This is a genomic window from Streptomyces sp. NPDC021749, from assembly GCF_040640655.1.
Classification (GTDB): Bacteria; Actinomycetota; Actinomycetes; order Streptomycetales; family Streptomycetaceae; genus Streptomyces.
This window is the reverse complement of the sequence record NZ_JBFACE010000045.1, coordinates 16431-30193: the sequence shown is the minus strand read 5'-3', so window position 1 is coordinate 30193 and position 13763 is coordinate 16431. Positions and strand designations below refer to the sequence as shown.

Annotated in this window: 12 protein-coding genes; 4 read left to right on the top strand and 8 right to left on the bottom strand. The window is 70.9% G+C overall.

The genetic code is table 11. From position 1 onward, the window contains the following. Window positions 1-33 precede the first annotated feature (33 nt). Window positions 34-489, bottom strand: coding sequence for a carboxymuconolactone decarboxylase family protein (locus AB0G35_RS31510; RefSeq protein WP_360956503.1), 456 nt, complete (start codon window positions 487-489; stop codon window positions 34-36). Between the two features lie 238 nt (window positions 490-727). Continuing rightward, window positions 728-2047, bottom strand: a complete 1320-nt coding sequence (locus AB0G35_RS31505) for a geranylgeranyl reductase family protein (RefSeq protein ID WP_360956563.1) — start codon at window positions 2045-2047, stop codon at window positions 728-730. Between the two features lie 402 nt (window positions 2048-2449). On the opposite strand from AB0G35_RS31505, the gene AB0G35_RS31500 reads away from it, so the two are divergent. After that, a complete protein-coding gene (locus AB0G35_RS31500) occupies window positions 2450-2974 on the top strand; it encodes a GNAT family N-acetyltransferase (protein WP_360956561.1) in 525 nt (174 codons plus the stop codon). Window positions 2975-3055: 81 nt separating this feature from the next. Here AB0G35_RS31500 and AB0G35_RS31495 read toward each other — a convergent pair whose 3' ends face one another. The 6 genes from AB0G35_RS31495 to AB0G35_RS31470 all read right to left on the bottom strand — a co-directional run bounded on the left by AB0G35_RS31495 (window position 3056) and on the right by AB0G35_RS31470 (window position 11991). Continuing rightward, entirely contained in the window at window positions 3056-5530 is a 2475-nt protein-coding gene (locus AB0G35_RS31495; RefSeq protein WP_360956501.1) for a hypothetical protein, read from the bottom strand. 625 nt (window positions 5531-6155) lie between these two features. Beyond that, window positions 6156-6851, bottom strand: a complete 696-nt coding sequence (locus tag AB0G35_RS31490) for a demethylmenaquinone methyltransferase (RefSeq protein WP_360956499.1) — start codon at window positions 6849-6851, stop codon at window positions 6156-6158. Between the two features lie 89 nt (window positions 6852-6940). Beyond that, entirely contained in the window at window positions 6941-7597 is a 657-nt protein-coding gene (locus AB0G35_RS31485) for a hypothetical protein (RefSeq protein WP_360956497.1), read from the bottom strand. Window positions 7598-7604: 7 nt separating this feature from the next. After that, complete coding sequence (mqnC, locus tag AB0G35_RS31480) at window positions 7605-8804, bottom strand: cyclic dehypoxanthinyl futalosine synthase (protein WP_360956495.1); 1200 nt, start codon at window positions 8802-8804, stop codon at window positions 7605-7607. Window positions 8805-8991: 187 nt separating this feature from the next. Beyond that, window positions 8992-10854 carry a serine/threonine-protein kinase gene (locus AB0G35_RS31475; RefSeq protein WP_360956493.1) on the bottom strand — a complete coding sequence of 621 codons (1863 nt, stop codon included), beginning with the start codon at window positions 10852-10854 and terminating at the stop codon, window positions 8992-8994. A 234-nt stretch (window positions 10855-11088) separates the two neighbouring features. Then, window positions 11089-11991 (bottom strand): menaquinone biosynthesis protein, encoded by a 903-nt coding sequence (locus AB0G35_RS31470; RefSeq protein WP_360956491.1) that lies wholly within the window; start codon window positions 11989-11991, stop codon window positions 11089-11091. Between the two features lie 485 nt (window positions 11992-12476). Between AB0G35_RS31470 and AB0G35_RS31465 the strand changes: the two genes are divergently transcribed. The 3 genes from AB0G35_RS31465 to AB0G35_RS31455 all read left to right on the top strand — a co-directional run bounded on the left by AB0G35_RS31465 (window position 12477) and on the right by AB0G35_RS31455 (window position 13756). Next, complete coding sequence (locus AB0G35_RS31465) at window positions 12477-12680, top strand: cold-shock protein (protein ID WP_360956489.1); 204 nt, start codon at window positions 12477-12479, stop codon at window positions 12678-12680. Window positions 12681-13272: 592 nt separating this feature from the next. Further along, entirely contained in the window at window positions 13273-13410 is a 138-nt protein-coding gene (locus AB0G35_RS31460; protein WP_360956487.1) for a hypothetical protein, read from the top strand. 19 nt (window positions 13411-13429) lie between these two features. Continuing rightward, window positions 13430-13756 (top strand): hypothetical protein, encoded by a 327-nt coding sequence (locus AB0G35_RS31455; RefSeq protein ID WP_360956485.1) that lies wholly within the window; start codon window positions 13430-13432, stop codon window positions 13754-13756. Window positions 13757-13763 lie beyond the last annotated feature (7 nt).

Sequence of the window (13763 nt, the reverse complement as noted above, 5' to 3'; positions counted from 1 at the left end):
CTCATGGGTGGCCGCTACCGGAGCTCCCGGGTGTCACCAGCCCGCGCCGGCCGGCTGCCGGGTCGTGGCGTTGAGCCGGTTGAAGAGGTTGGCGATGCCGATCGACAGGACGAGCGCGGCCAGCTGCTTCTCGTCGAAGTGGTCGGCGGCCGCGTCCCACACCGCGTCCGGCACCGGGTCCGCACTGTCCGCGAGCCGGGTCGCCGACTCCACCAGGGCCAGCGCGGCCCGCTCCTCGTCCGAGAAGTACGGCGCCTCCCGCCAGGCCGCCACCGCGAACAGCTTGTCGTCGCTGATCCCCGCCTTGCGGGCGCTCTTCACCCCCCCGTCGACGCAGAAGCTGCACCCGTTGATCTGGCTGGCCCGCAGGTGCACCAGCTCCAGCACCTCCTCGGACACCCCGCCCGCACGCGTCGCCTTGACCACGTCGAGCAGCGGCTGCATGGCCTCGGGGATGACCACCGCGGGGTTCTTCATACGTGCGTCCATCACTGCGCTCCTCAAGGGATCGGCGGAACAACCTTCGTCACCGCACTGACGGATCCCGCCGGGAGAATGTGACAGGAGAAGGTGACAGGGAAGGTGACAGGAGAAGGTGACAGGAGAAGGTGACAGGAGAATGCGACAGGGCGGCCGGAAGGAATTCCCGGCCGCCCTGAAGCAGATCGCGATCGCGGTACGCCCTCGCGCCCGCCTTCCCGCCCCGCCTTCCCGCTCCGCGTTCCCGCTAGGCCTTCGGCGCCACCTTGCTCAGCCCGTTGATGATGCGGTCCATCGCGTCGCCGCCCGTCGGGTCGGTGAGGTTGGCGAGCATCTTCAGCGTGAAGCGCATCAGCAGCGGATGGGTCAGCCCGCGCTGGGTGGCGATCTGCATGACCTTCGGGTTGCCGATCAGCTTCACGAAGGCCCGGCCCAGCGAGTAGTAACCGCCGTAGGTGTCCTTGAGGACCTTCGGGTACCGCTGCAGGGCCAGCTCCCGCTGGGCGTAGGTGGCACGCGCCTGCGCCTGCACGATCACCTCCGCCGCGATCGCCCCCGACTCCATGGCGTACGCGATGCCCTCCCCGTTGAACGGATTGACCAGCCCGCCCGCGTCACCGACCAGCAGCAGCCCCTTGGTGTAGTGCGGCTGGCGGTTGAAGGCCATCGGCAGCGCCGCGCCACGGATCGGGCCGGTCATGTTCTCCGGGGTGTACCCCCACTCCTCCGGCATCGACGCACACCACGCCTTGAGGATCTCCCGCCAGTCCAGCTCCCGGAACGACGCGGAGGTGTTCAGCACGCCCAGCCCGACGTTGCTCGTCCCGTCACCCATCCCGAAGATCCAGCCGTAACCGGGCAGCAGCCGGTCCTGGGCCCCGCGCCGGTCCCACAGCTCCAGCCACGACTCCAGGTAGTCGTCGTCGTGCCGCGGCGACGTGAAGTACGTACGGACCGCGACGCCCATCGGACGGTCCTCACGGCGGTGCAGGCCCATCGCCAGCGACAGCCGGCTGGAATTGCCGTCGGCGGCGACCACCAGCGGGGCGTGGAAGGTGACCGGGGTCTTCTCCTCACCGAGCTTGGCGTGCACGCCCGTGATGTGGCCGGTCAGCTCGTTCACGATCGGCGCGCCCACGTTGCAGCGCTCGTACAGCCGCGCGCCCGCCTTCTGCGCCTGCCGTGCCAGCTGCTCGTCGAAGTCGTCGCGCTTGCGGACGAGCCCGTAGTCCGGGAAGGAGGCGAGTTCCGGCCAGTCCAGCTGCAGCCGGGAGCCGCCGCCGATGATCCGCAGACCCTTGTTGCGCAGCCAGCCCGCTTCCTCCGAGATGTCGATGCCCATCGCCACCAGCTGCTTGGTCGCGCGCGGCGTCAGCCCGTCACCGCAGACCTTCTCCCGGGGGAAGGCGGTCTTCTCCAGCAGCAGCACGTCCAGACCGGACTTGGCGAGGTGGTACGCGGTGGCCGAGCCGGCCGGCCCGGCACCGACGACGATCACATCCGCGGTGTGCTCCGAGAGGACGGTGGGCTCCGAGCCGACGCTGTGCTTCGCGCCGACGGCGGTCACGGACTCGGTCGCGGGCACGGACCCGGTCGCAGACCCGGTCGCAGGCTCGGACGTCGCAGGCTCGGACACGGACTCGGACTCGGGCGCGGGCTCGGACGCGGACTCGGTCACGGCGGTGTCTCCCGGAAGTCGATATCTGGATATCTGGGTGCCGACCGGCACCGGGCATGTGCAGTCTATGGGGGCCCTGGTGATCAGCGCCTGAAGGGTTGTCCGTCCATGAAGCCGAAGGGCTGTCCCATGAAGCCGAAGGGTTGTGCCATGACGTCCCAGACCCCGCCGACCGCACACCGGACCCCGCTGCCCCCGCTCACCTCGCCAACCCCGCTGACCCCGACCCCGGCCACGTCCCCCGCCCCGACCCCGGCTCCCTCCCCCTCCCCGTCCCCGATCCCGTCGGCCCTGCCCGGACCGCACGCGGACCGGCCGCTGCCCGCCGTCGAACTCCGCGTGCCCACCGACGAGGACGCCCTGCACTGGCACCGGGTCTTCAACGACCGGGACGTCATGGAGTTCCACGGCGGCGCCCCCGCCGAACCCTCCGTCTACGAAGAACTCACCGCCCGCCAGCGCCGCCACCACGCCGAACTCGGCTTCTGCCTCTACACCCTGCTCGACCCGGCCGACGGCGCCGTCATGGGCTTCACCGGCGCCCAGCCCTGGCCCGGCGACTGGGGCCCGGTGGGCGAGATCGAGATCGGCTGGCGCCTCGGCCGTGCGTACTGGGGCAAGGGCTACGCCACCGCCGCGGCCACCGCGGCCCTGGAATCCGTACGAGCAGCGGGCGTACGCCACGTCGTCGCCATGGTCGACGCCCGCAACACCCGCTCGATCGCGGTGACCCGGCGCCTGGGCATGCACCACGCCGAAACCCTGCTGACGCCGGTGAGCGGGCGCACGGGGCACTGCTATCGGTTGGAGGTGTGAGGGGGCCGGGGTGGGCGTGGGGGTGAGGGTAAGCGTGGGGGTGGGGGTGGGGGTGGGGGTGCCATCCACCTCCTTCCTTGCCTAATCCACATCCACGTCGCTGACGGACCACGTGCTGAGCGCCGTGCTGAAGACCTTGTCGTTCTCGGGGTCGTACAGCACGTCCAGACACTCGTAGTAGACGCTGTACTCGGTCCCGTCCTCGGCCACGTACGCCTGGTCGATGGCGTGCACGGTGTTCCCGGTCTCGTTGACGTACGTGAACTCCCAGCGGGCGCCCGGGCGGTGGGCGAAGGTGTTCTTCTTCAGCTCCACCCGCTGGTAGTTCGTCCGCTTCTTGGCACCCTTCTCCAGATTCACGAAGTTCCCGTACGACGAGGTCGGTGCGTGCGCGATGACGCCGATGCGCAGGTACTGCTTGCCGGCCGGGGCCGTGTAGTCGACCTGGGTGCCCTTCACCGAACGCGTCCAGTCACTCTTCACGGCGAGCGAGAACCCGTACGGGTCGTACTTCTGGACGAACCCGTCAGGGAGGCCGGCGGTCGAGCCCGGGGTGGGGCCTCCCGCGGGGTCACCCGTGGGCGTCGCGCTCGGTCCGCCGGTGCCCGTCGGCGCAGGGGACGGCGACGGAGACGCCGATGCCGACTCCCCGGCCCCGCCGCCCTTTCCGGCATCGCCAACCTTGCCGCTGCCGGCGCCCTTGTGGTTGCCGGCATCCCGATGCCCCAGGAAATACAGCGCTCCCGCCATCGCACCCCCACCGACCAGAAACGCAGCCAGCGCCAGCGCCACCCACTTCCCGACCCGACGCCGGGGCCGCCCCTGGGGCGGGGCGACGGGCGGTGGGGCGGACGTCGGTGTGGCGGAGGTCGGTGTGGAGGAGGTCGGTGTGGAGGAGGTCGGTGTGGCGTTGGTGGGCGGGGCGCCGACCGACGGGGAGCCGGCCGCCGGGGCGGCCTGCGGAAGGGTGGGCGGCGCGGAGGGGGCAGAGGGCGCGGACAGGGCGGGACCATCGCCCGACGCGGAGGACGGTACGGGACCGTCGCCCGACGCGGGGGACGCAAAGGGAACCCCGCCCGACGCGGAGGACGGTACGGGAACACCACCCGACCCCGGGGACGAAACGAACGGCGCAGCCCCAGGAACCGCACCCGGCAGCCCAGCCGCCAGCGGGGGCGTCGGAGGCATCAACGGCGCCCCCGCAGCCCCCGTCGCAGCCCCGCTCGCAGTCCCCGTCGCAGCCCCCGTCACCCGCCGCAGATACGGAACGACCAGCACCGCGCCGAACACCCACAGCAGCGCGAACAGCAGCGTCTCGGCACCGCCCACGGCGATCTCGCCATGAGCGCCCATGGCCTCGCCGCCGTACCCACCGCCGTAACCGCCGCCGTAACCGCCGTAGCCCTCGCCATAGCCATAGCCACCGCCGGAGCCGTAGCCACCGCCCGCCCGGAACGCCGCGCTCGCGCTCGCCCCCGCGACCAGCACCAGCGCCATCAGGGAAGCGACGAAGAAGCCCGCGGACAGCAGCTGTTCACGGCGGTCGGCGCTACGCCGTACGACCAGGAATCCGATCAGCAGCGCACACACCAGCCCGCCGACGATGACCCCGAACAGCACCCAGCCGCCGCCCTGATCCCCCAACTCTCCGTAGCCGATCGACTGACGGCCCGAGGGATCGAGGAACGGAATGTCGGGAAGGGTCCACTCCGCGTTCAACGGCGCGCCCCAGGCCATCGCGAGCGCCAACGCACCGATATTGGGCAGCAGCACCAGCATCGCCACTACAGCGCCGCCGCTGATGTCCTTCTCCGCCGTGGCGAGCAGCGTCACGACCGTGACGATCCCGGCCACGGTGACCACGATCAGCAGCGTCAGCAGCGCGGTACGCAGCGCGCCGACGGCGAGCTGCCACGCGGGCCGGGCGGCGAGCCACGCCCCCGCCTCGGCCCCGGCCGTCGCCATCCCGACAACCACGGCGGCCAGCAGGAACGAGCACAGCAAGGAGAGGAACGGCGCCGACGACAACTCCACACCGTCGTACGAAGGCTGCGCCAGCAGCCCCAACACGAAGCTTCCCGCCCCACACAGCACCGCAACCCGCAGCACCGCTTCCACCACACCAGCCACACCGGCCGCCCTGACCGAACCGGCCGCACCGACCACACCGTCCGCACCGACCCCTGGCGCGCCAGCAGCTCCGCCGGCCATCGGGGCACTGCCCGCCATCGGGGCGCCAACCGACGAGATAGAAGCCGGCCGCAGCACCCGCCGAGCGGCGAACACCAACACCCCCGCCCAGGCCGCCGTCACCACCAACGGCACCAGGGACAGCGTCGCCTCACCCCCGAGCCGCCCACCGAACGGCCCAAACGATTCAGACATGTTGCCCGATATCGTGACGCCACCACCCACGCTCTGCAGCAGCAACGCCAGTGCGATCCGCATCCGTACGCCCCACCCGAGCCCGCCCGAGTGTGCATCGTCCGCGAAGAACATCGCCGCCACACCAGCGAGCACCGGCAGCAACAGCGTCGGCCACACGGCCACCTTCACCGCCGCCAGCCAGTCCCCCTTGGCCGCCCGAACAAGCAGCCCCCCAACACCCGAGGCCCGCCCGGTCCCCCCATACGCCCCCACCCCAGAAGGCGCAGAAGCCACAGGCGCCCCACTCGGAACAGGAGGCACAGAAGGCACAGGCGGCACGGCGGAAGGCGCAGACGCATCAGGCCCAGCAGACCCATCAGGCCCAGACAGCGAAACAGGTGATGGCGACGCGGCACCCTGCCGCTCCCGCCCACAGTCCATACAAAAACGGGCTTCCGGCGGCGAGGCGGAACCACAATCCGGACAGAACGACGACAAGACGGACTCCGGGAAGGTCAAGGAACATCGCCCGCGCCTACCGCGAGCGACCGTAACCTACAGACACCACCCCAGCACCCCCGGTTCCCCCCAACCCCAGCCAGAACGCCACCCCAGCCAGAATGCCACCCCCAGCCCCACGCGCCACCCCAGCCCCACGCGCCACCCCAGGCCGACGCGATGGCCGCCAAGCGCCGACCATCGCCCGCCCGTCAGCCCCAACAGGCCTACACCACTTGGCGCTTAGGCTGCCTTGGCGCCCAGACCGCCTTGACGCCCAGACCGCCTCGATTCCAGTCGCGTCCCCATCGCCTCGCTAGGCCGGCTTGGTGCCCCGGTGCAGCGCCACGATCCCCCCGGTCAGGTTCCGCCAGGCCACCTTCGTCCACCCCGCGCCCTGCAACCGAGCCGCGAGTTCGGGCTGGTTGGGCCAGGTACGGATGGACTCGGCCAGGTAGACGTACGCGTCCGGGTTGCTGCTGACCGCCCGCGCAACCGGCAGCAGTGCCCGCATCAGGTACTCGGTGTACACGGTCCGGAACGGCGCCCAGGTCGGCTCGCTGAACTCGCTGATGACCACCCGCCCACCGGGCTTGGTCACCCGGTACAGCTCCGCCAGCGCCGCGTCGATGTCCTGGATGTTGCGCAGCCCGAAGGAGATGGTGACCGCGTCGAACACGTCGTCCGCGAACGGCAGCCGAGTGCCGTCCCCCGCGGTGAACGGCAACCACGGATGCCGCTTCTTGCCCTCGGTCAGCATGCCCACGGAGAAGTCGCAGGGCACGACGAACGCACCGTTCCGGGCGAACGGCAGCGAGGAGGTGCCGGTCCCGGCCGCCAGGTCGAGCACTCGCTCGGCCGGCCGCGCGGCCACCGCGCGTTCCACCTCCTTGCGCCACAGCCGCGCCTGCCCCAGGGAGAGCACGTCGTTGGTGAGGTCGTACCGCGCCGCCACGTCGTCGAACATCGCGGCGACTTCGTGCGGCTGCTTGTCCAGGGATGCTCGGGTCACCCGGCCATTCTCCACCGTGCCCCGCCCGCACCCCGCCCGGGGCACGCATCTGGGCCCAGGGAAGGAGATCGGCCACTGGCGGCGGTGGGCTAGTGGCGGCGGTGGAGGAGGCGGCCGGAGAGGATGGTGGCCAGCGGGGTGCCGTCGGGGGCGAAGACGGCGAAGTTGGCGGGGCCGCCTACCTGGAGGGTGCGGGGGCGGGCGTCGGGGAGTTCTTCGAGGCCGGAACGTTGTACGGCGGTGCGGACCGCGGGGCGGGTGAAGGGGCCGGTCAGGGCCGTTGTGCCGGTGGCGAGGAGGCGTTGCAGGCCGCGACGGGCGCTGGCGCCCCAGCGGGTCTCGGTCATGTCGAGAGCCGCGAGAGCCTCGCCCGTGAGGGGTTCGGTGCCGAGTTCGTCGGCCTCGCGCGGGTCCGGGTGGTAGGCCGCCTCCAGTAGTGCGGCGCCGTCGGGTTCGTAGCGGCCGGGGGTGAGGATGCCGTCCCAGTCGCGGAGGCGGGCGCGGTCGCCGTAGCTCGTGGAGAGTTCGTCGTACGGGCCGATGGCGGCGATTCGGGAGCCGTCGACGACCACGCCGCTGTCACCGGTCAGCGCGCTGGTCAGCGCGCTGGTCGGCGCGCTGATGTCGCCGACACCCGCGCCGCTCTCGCCGGCGTTCGTGCTGCGAGCGGCGGCACGGGTGGCGTCGGGGGCGTCGGGGGTGTCGGTGAGGTGGACACCTCGCCGGGCTCGGTGAAGTGTCAGCATGGGGGGCCTACCTGGCTTCGATGAGCTTCAGTTCGGGGTGGGCGGTGCCGCCCTCGATGGCCGTCGAGGAGAGGTGGGAGACGACGCGTTCGTCGATCGGGTCGTTGGCGGGGTCGTCGTGGACCACCAGGTGCTCGTAGGTCGTCGCGCGCTGCGCCGGGACCCGGTCCGCCTTGCGGATCAGGTCGATGATCTCCATGCGGTTGGAACGGTGCTTGGCGCCGGCCGAGGAGACGACGTTCTCCTCCAGCATGATGGAGCCCAGGTCGTCCGCGCCGTAGTGGAGCGACAGCTGGCCGATCTCCTTGCCGGTGGTCAGCCAGGAGCCCTGGATGTGGGCGACGTTGTCGAGGAAGATCCGGGCGATCGCGATCATCCGCAGGTACTCGAAGATGGTGGCCTGCGTCTGGCCCTTCAGGTGGTTGTTCTCGGGCTGGTAGGTGTACGGGATGAAGGCGCGGAAGCCGCCCGTACGGTCCTGGACGTCGCGGATCATCCGGAGGTGCTCGATCCGCTCGGCGTTGGTCTCGCCGGTGCCCATGAGCATCGTGGAGGTCGATTCGACGCCCAGCTTGTGGGCCGCCTCCATGATTTCCAGCCAGCGCTCGCCGGACTCCTTCAGCGGGGCGATCGCCTTACGCGGACGGGCGGGGAGCAGCTCGGCACCGGCGCCCGCGAAGGAGTCGAGGCCGGCGGCGTGGATCCGCTGGATCGCCTCCTCGATCGACACCCCGGAGATACGGGCCATGTGCTCGACCTCGGAGGCGCCGAGGGAGTGGATGACCAGCTCCGGGAATTCCTTCTTGATGGCCGAGAAGTGCTTCTCGTAGTACTCGACGCCGTAGTCGGGGTGGTGGCCGCCCTGGAACATGATCTGGGTGCCGCCCAGCTCTACGGTCTCCGCGCAGCGCCGCAGGATGTCGTCCAGATCCCGCGTCCACCCCTTGGCGGTGTCCTTGGGCGCGGCGTAGAAGGCGCAGAACTTGCAGGCCGTCACGCACACGTTGGTGTAGTTGATGTTGCGCTCGATGATGTACGTCGCGATGTGCTCGGTGCCGGCGTAACGGCGGCGGCGCACGGCGTCGGCGGCCCGGCCCAGCGCGTGCAGCGGCGCGGAGCGGTACAGGTCGAGGGCTTCCTCCGGCGTGATGCGGCCGCCCTGCGCGGCGCGGTCGAGTACGGACTGGAGGTCGGCGTTCTCGGTCACCGGGGCGTCCCTTTCGCAGGCGGGCATCACAACGGACCCAGCGTACGTCAGCCCTCTGACAGTCCCTTGGCAGGCCCTGACCACTGACCCGACCACCCGACCTGAGCCCTGACCTGACCACCGACCCGACCACCACTGACCTGAGTCCTGACCTGACCACTGACCCGAGTTCTGACCTGCCCGCCCCTCACCTCTTCGTCAGGGTCGCCTTCGGTGTGCCGCCCGCCGGGTCGTTCGAGGTGAACGCGATCGTGGTGCCGTCCTTGGCGAGCGTGTACGTCACCCGGGACTTGTTGCCGGTGCAGCCGGGGCCCTGTTTGCCGTCGGGGCGCTCGATGAGGATCAGGCGCCGGTCCGTCGCGGATTCCAGTTTCGCCTTGGCCTCGCAGCTCACCAGCACCGCGTCGTAGGTGGTGTGGATGACGTAGTCGCCCTTGCCACCCGTGGTGATGGTGCTGGTCATGGTGCCGTTGGGGAAGCCGTGCGAAGTGGTGATGCTGCCCGTCCAGGTGCCGAGGAACGGCTTGGCGACGGCGGATGGGCCGTTGTAGCCACCGGGGTCGGTGGGCCGGCCGGACGGGGTGTGGCCCGTCGCAGGCGGCTTGGCGCCCGCGTGGTCGCCGCCGGCGGCGTCACCGCCCGTATTGGGCAGCAGGGTGAAGACGAAGCCCGCGGTCGTCGCGGCGGCCAGCGCACCGGCCACCGAGAGGACGAGGGTGCAGCTCACCCGGCGTGGGCGGTCCGCGTCCTTGCCGCCGACCGCACCGGTCAGCGCGAACCTCCGCTCCCCGGGAGCCGGCCGCCCCTCCGGGACGAGCCCGCCCGTTCCACCGCCCGTGCCGGTCGGCAGGCCGGCGAGGTCGGGGGCGGTCGGGGGGTGGGCGGCTCCGCTGGGGTAGCCGGCCCCCGGGTTTTGTGCCGGCGCGTCGAACGGCACCAGCCCCGATGAGGCCAGCCCCGAGGCCACCCCTCCCGAGGAGGCCACCCCCGAGGCCACCCCCAACACTGCCTCTCCCGACACGGACAGCCCCGGGGCCGCCTCTCCCGACACGGACAGCCCCGGGGCCGCCTCTCCCGACGTCGCCTCTCCCGGTGCGGCCGCCCCCGCCCCTGGCTGCCCCGGCCCGCCGACCCCCGCGTCGAGGTTCAGCAGTTCCACGGCCTGGCGGCTGACCCGTTCGACCAGGGGGCCGGGCAACCAGCCGGCCCGTACGAGGCCTGCCGCGCCGCCGCTGCCCTCTCCCGCCTCCCCCGCGAGGCGTACCGCGAGGTCGGCCGGAGCGGGGCGGTCCGCCGGGTCCTTGGAGAGGCACTGGGCCACCAATTCCCGCAGTTCGCCGACCAGTTGGGAGCCGAGTTCCGGCTCCTCGTGGACGACCTTGTAGAGCAGGCTGGCCGAGGAGTCGCCCGGGAACGGGCTGGTGCCGGTCGCCGCGTACGCGAGGACCGCGCCCAGCGAGAAGACGTCGGCGGCGCTCTCCGCGCCCCTCCCCAGGATCTGCTCCGGTGCCATGTAGCCGGGGGAACCCACCGAGACCCCGGTGGTGGTGAGGGAGGCGGTGCCTTCCGTGGCCCGCACGATGCCGAAGTCGATCAGTACCGGGCCGTCCAGCGTCAGCAGCACGTTCGACGGTTTGACGTCCCGGTGGACGAGGCCGAGTGCATGGACGGCGGCCAGCGCCTCGGCGAGTCCGGCGCCCAGCACCCGTACGGAGCGTTCGGCCAGCGGCCCGTACTCGGTGACGGCCTGGGTGAGCGACGGCCCGGCGACGTAGCCGGTGGCGACCCAGGGGACGGCGGCGTCCGGGTCGGCGTCCAGTACGGGCGCGGTCCAGGCGCCGCCGACCCGCCGTGCCGACTCGATCTCCCGCCGGAAGCGGGCCCGGAACTGGTCGTCGACCGCAAAGTGGGCGTGTACGACCTTCACGGCGACCGTGCGCCCGCCGGCGCTGCGGCCCAGATAGACGCGCCCCATACCGCCCGCGCCGAGCCGGCCGAGCAGCCGGTACCCGCCCAGGACCCGCGGATCGTCCCCTGACAGCGGCTCCATGGCCCCGCCTCCCCCTCGATACGGCGGCCCCAGCTTAGGGGTCCCCTAGCGTCCCGGTCCGGACGCGTGGCAGGGCCATGACCGGGCGCGTGGCAGCGCCATGGCAGGGCACGTGGCAGGGCCATGGGGCGCGTGGCCCACGGGGTGCATGGCCCACGGAGTACGCGGGCCACGGGGCGCAGCTCAACCGCTGCTGCCGTTCAGGGGCTGCTGCCGTTCAGGGGCTGCTGCCGTTCAGCGGCTGTCCGCAGCCCCCAGCAGTTCCACCTTCACGTCCGCCGGGAAGCCGGTCGTCGGGCCGACCCGCCGGGCGAATTCCCTGACGCCGCGCAGCTGGTCGGGGCCGAAGCGGAAGTCCAGGGTGGTGAAGTAGCGCTCCAGTACGGGCTCGGCGAAGGTCTCCCAGCGGGCAGCCTGCTCGGCGACCTTGCCGACCTCTTCCAAGGACAGGTCGCGGGAGGCAAGGAACGCCTCGTGCACCTTCTGCACCACGACCGGCTCACGCTCCAGGTAGTCGCGCCGCGTCGCCCATACGGCGAAGACGAACGGCAGCCCCGTCCAGTCCTTCCACATCTGGCCGAGGTCGTGGACCTCCAGGCCGAGCCGCGGGCCGTCGTGCAGATTGGCGCGCAGTGCGGCGTCGCCGATCAGTACGGCGGCGTCCGCCTCCTGCATCATCAGGCCGAGGTCCGGCGGGCAGGTGTAGTAGTCGGGCCGTACGCCGATCTTCTCGGCGAGCAGCAGCTGCGCGAGGCGTACGGACGTCCGCGAGGTGGCGCCGAGGGCGACCCGGGCGCCGTCGAGCTGCTCCAGCGGCTTCTGCGAGACGATCACGCAGGACATCACCGGGCCGTCGCAGCCGACCGCGAGGTCCGGGAAGGCGACGAGGTCGTCGGCGGCGCGGAGGAATTCGACGAGGGTGACGGGGGCGATGTCGAGTTCGCCGCGGATGAGCTGCTCGCTGAGCTTCTCCGGCGTGTCCTTGCTGAGGTCCAGATCGAGGAGGGTGCCGGTGCGGGCGAGGCCCCAGTAAAGGGGCAGGCAGTTCAGGAACTGGATGTGGCCCACCCGCGGCCGGCTGCGACGGTGGTCGGCGTCGGCTTCTGCGGATGCGTCTTCGAAGGTTGAATTGTCCACATGCGGAGGCTAGACCCGGCGGCTTCGGGCCGGAGCGGCGGGGGCGACGCACCGGCGGGGACGGTCCCGCGGATGGCCGTCAGCGCTCCTGCGGAGGGACGCCGGCGGCCCGGCGTATGGGTGGCGGCCCGGCGTGCGGCCGTCGGCGGTGCCTCGGATGGACCTCGGCGGGGTGGCGAGGCACGCGCCTTGGGTGAGGCAACGCGCACGTCGGCGGAGTGATCTATCGACCGCCGACAGAGACTCCGGCACAGACTCCGACAGAGACCCCGGCAGAGGCAACGTATGGACGTTAGTGCTGACGGTTAAACGTGATCTTTGGCTCTTCCGCCTCACGAGGTCACCATGCTACGCTCAGCGCAAGTTGCAGTTTGGTTTCCCTTGCAGTACAGAGCCTGCGGAGCATGTGACCCGCAGGCTTTTGTAGTTTTCAGACTTGTTTGCAGGTTCTGGAGCAGGGCAACCCTTTGGCCCAAGGAGGGCTTATGGCTACCGGAACCGTCAAGTGGTTCAACGCTGAAAAGGGCTTCGGCTTCATCGCCCAGGACGGCGGCGGCCCGGATGTCTTCGTCCACTACTCCGCGATCAACGCCTCTGGCTTCCGCTCCCTGGAGGAGAACCAGCAGGTGACCTTCGACGTCACGCAGGGCCCGAAGGGTCCGCAGGCGGAGAACGTGACCGCGAGCTAAGTTGCCCGGCCCGGAATTCTTCCTGGTCGCACCAAAGTAGTACCCAAGGAGCCCTGCTCCGTCACTTCGGTGGCGCAGCGGGGCTCCTGCCTTTTTTCCACGCCGCGCCTTGCCGAATCTTCCTTGACTTCTGTCTCCTGCCTTCCTCTTCTCCGCCCTTCCCTTCTCCGCCTTCCCCCTCTCCCGCTCTCCCCTTCTCCCGCGCGCCCTCACCGCTCGCGCCTTTTCCCCGCCCGCTTTTTGTGTCACCTGTCGCCCCGGCCACTCCCCCGCTAGCTGCGCCGCGCAGAATGCGCCCACCGGCGGCGCCTTTGTGGCAGCGGCAACGGCAGCGACAACAGCAACGGCAGCGACACAACAATGGCGGCTTGATGAACTTTTTCCGGCCGGCGCATTACGTCTGGTTGCTCTGCTCGGCCGCTACGCACCGTTGCCGGGGCGCGATGACGGAGATGTCGGCGCGCCGCTCCACCCGCCTCCGTAGCACCGCAAAGCACGATCAGACCCAGCAAACAAATGTGCGATAAATGTGCGCCAAAGTGATCACGGAAAGTGGTCACATGACAACATGCCGCGCTCTACCGTGGGCAGAATGAGCGAGCAGTTGCCTCCGCAGAAGCCCTGCCCCGACTGCTGCGGCAGAGGAACCGTGGACTGGGAGACACCGACCGGCGACAAGGTCACCACGCAGTGTTCCGGGTGCGGCGGCACCGGCACCGTCCTGGCGTAGAGGAGACGAAGGCGACGTCATGGCAGCGGCATCATCAGCGGCCTTCGGCAGGAACGGCAGGCCGGTCGGCCTGGAAGCGCAGTACGTCGGCAGGCTGCCGTGCTGCCTCTGCGGCATACGGTCGATGAAGCTGCCCGGACGCCAGGGCGGGGTCTGCATCCCCTGTTACGCCGACGAGTGCGCCGCGGCCGGCCGGCGGGCGGCGACGGCCGGGGGCTGGGTCGCCGCGAGCTTCGTCGGTGATCCATGTCTGGCGTGCGGTTCGCGGTCCGTCGACGCGAACGGCTGGGCGTTCTGGTGCAACTCCTGCGAGATGCAGACGGCGGTGGCGCTGCCGCCGCGGTGACCGGCCC

Coding starts and splice junctions, on each gene's coding strand:
- AB0G35_RS31510 (WP_360956503.1), bottom strand. CDS start 489: ATGGACGCACGTATGAAGAACCCCGCGGTGGTCATCCCCGAGGCCATG.
- AB0G35_RS31485 (WP_360956497.1), bottom strand. CDS start 7,597: ATGCTGACACTTCACCGAGCCCGGCGAGGTGTCCACCTCACCGACACC.
- AB0G35_RS31475 (WP_360956493.1), bottom strand. CDS start 10,854: ATGGAGCCGCTGTCAGGGGACGATCCGCGGGTCCTGGGCGGGTACCGG.
- AB0G35_RS31465 (WP_360956489.1), top strand. CDS start 12,477: ATGGCTACCGGAACCGTCAAGTGGTTCAACGCTGAAAAGGGCTTCGGC.
- AB0G35_RS31460 (WP_360956487.1), top strand. CDS start 13,273: ATGAGCGAGCAGTTGCCTCCGCAGAAGCCCTGCCCCGACTGCTGCGGC.
- AB0G35_RS31455 (WP_360956485.1), top strand. CDS start 13,430: ATGGCAGCGGCATCATCAGCGGCCTTCGGCAGGAACGGCAGGCCGGTC.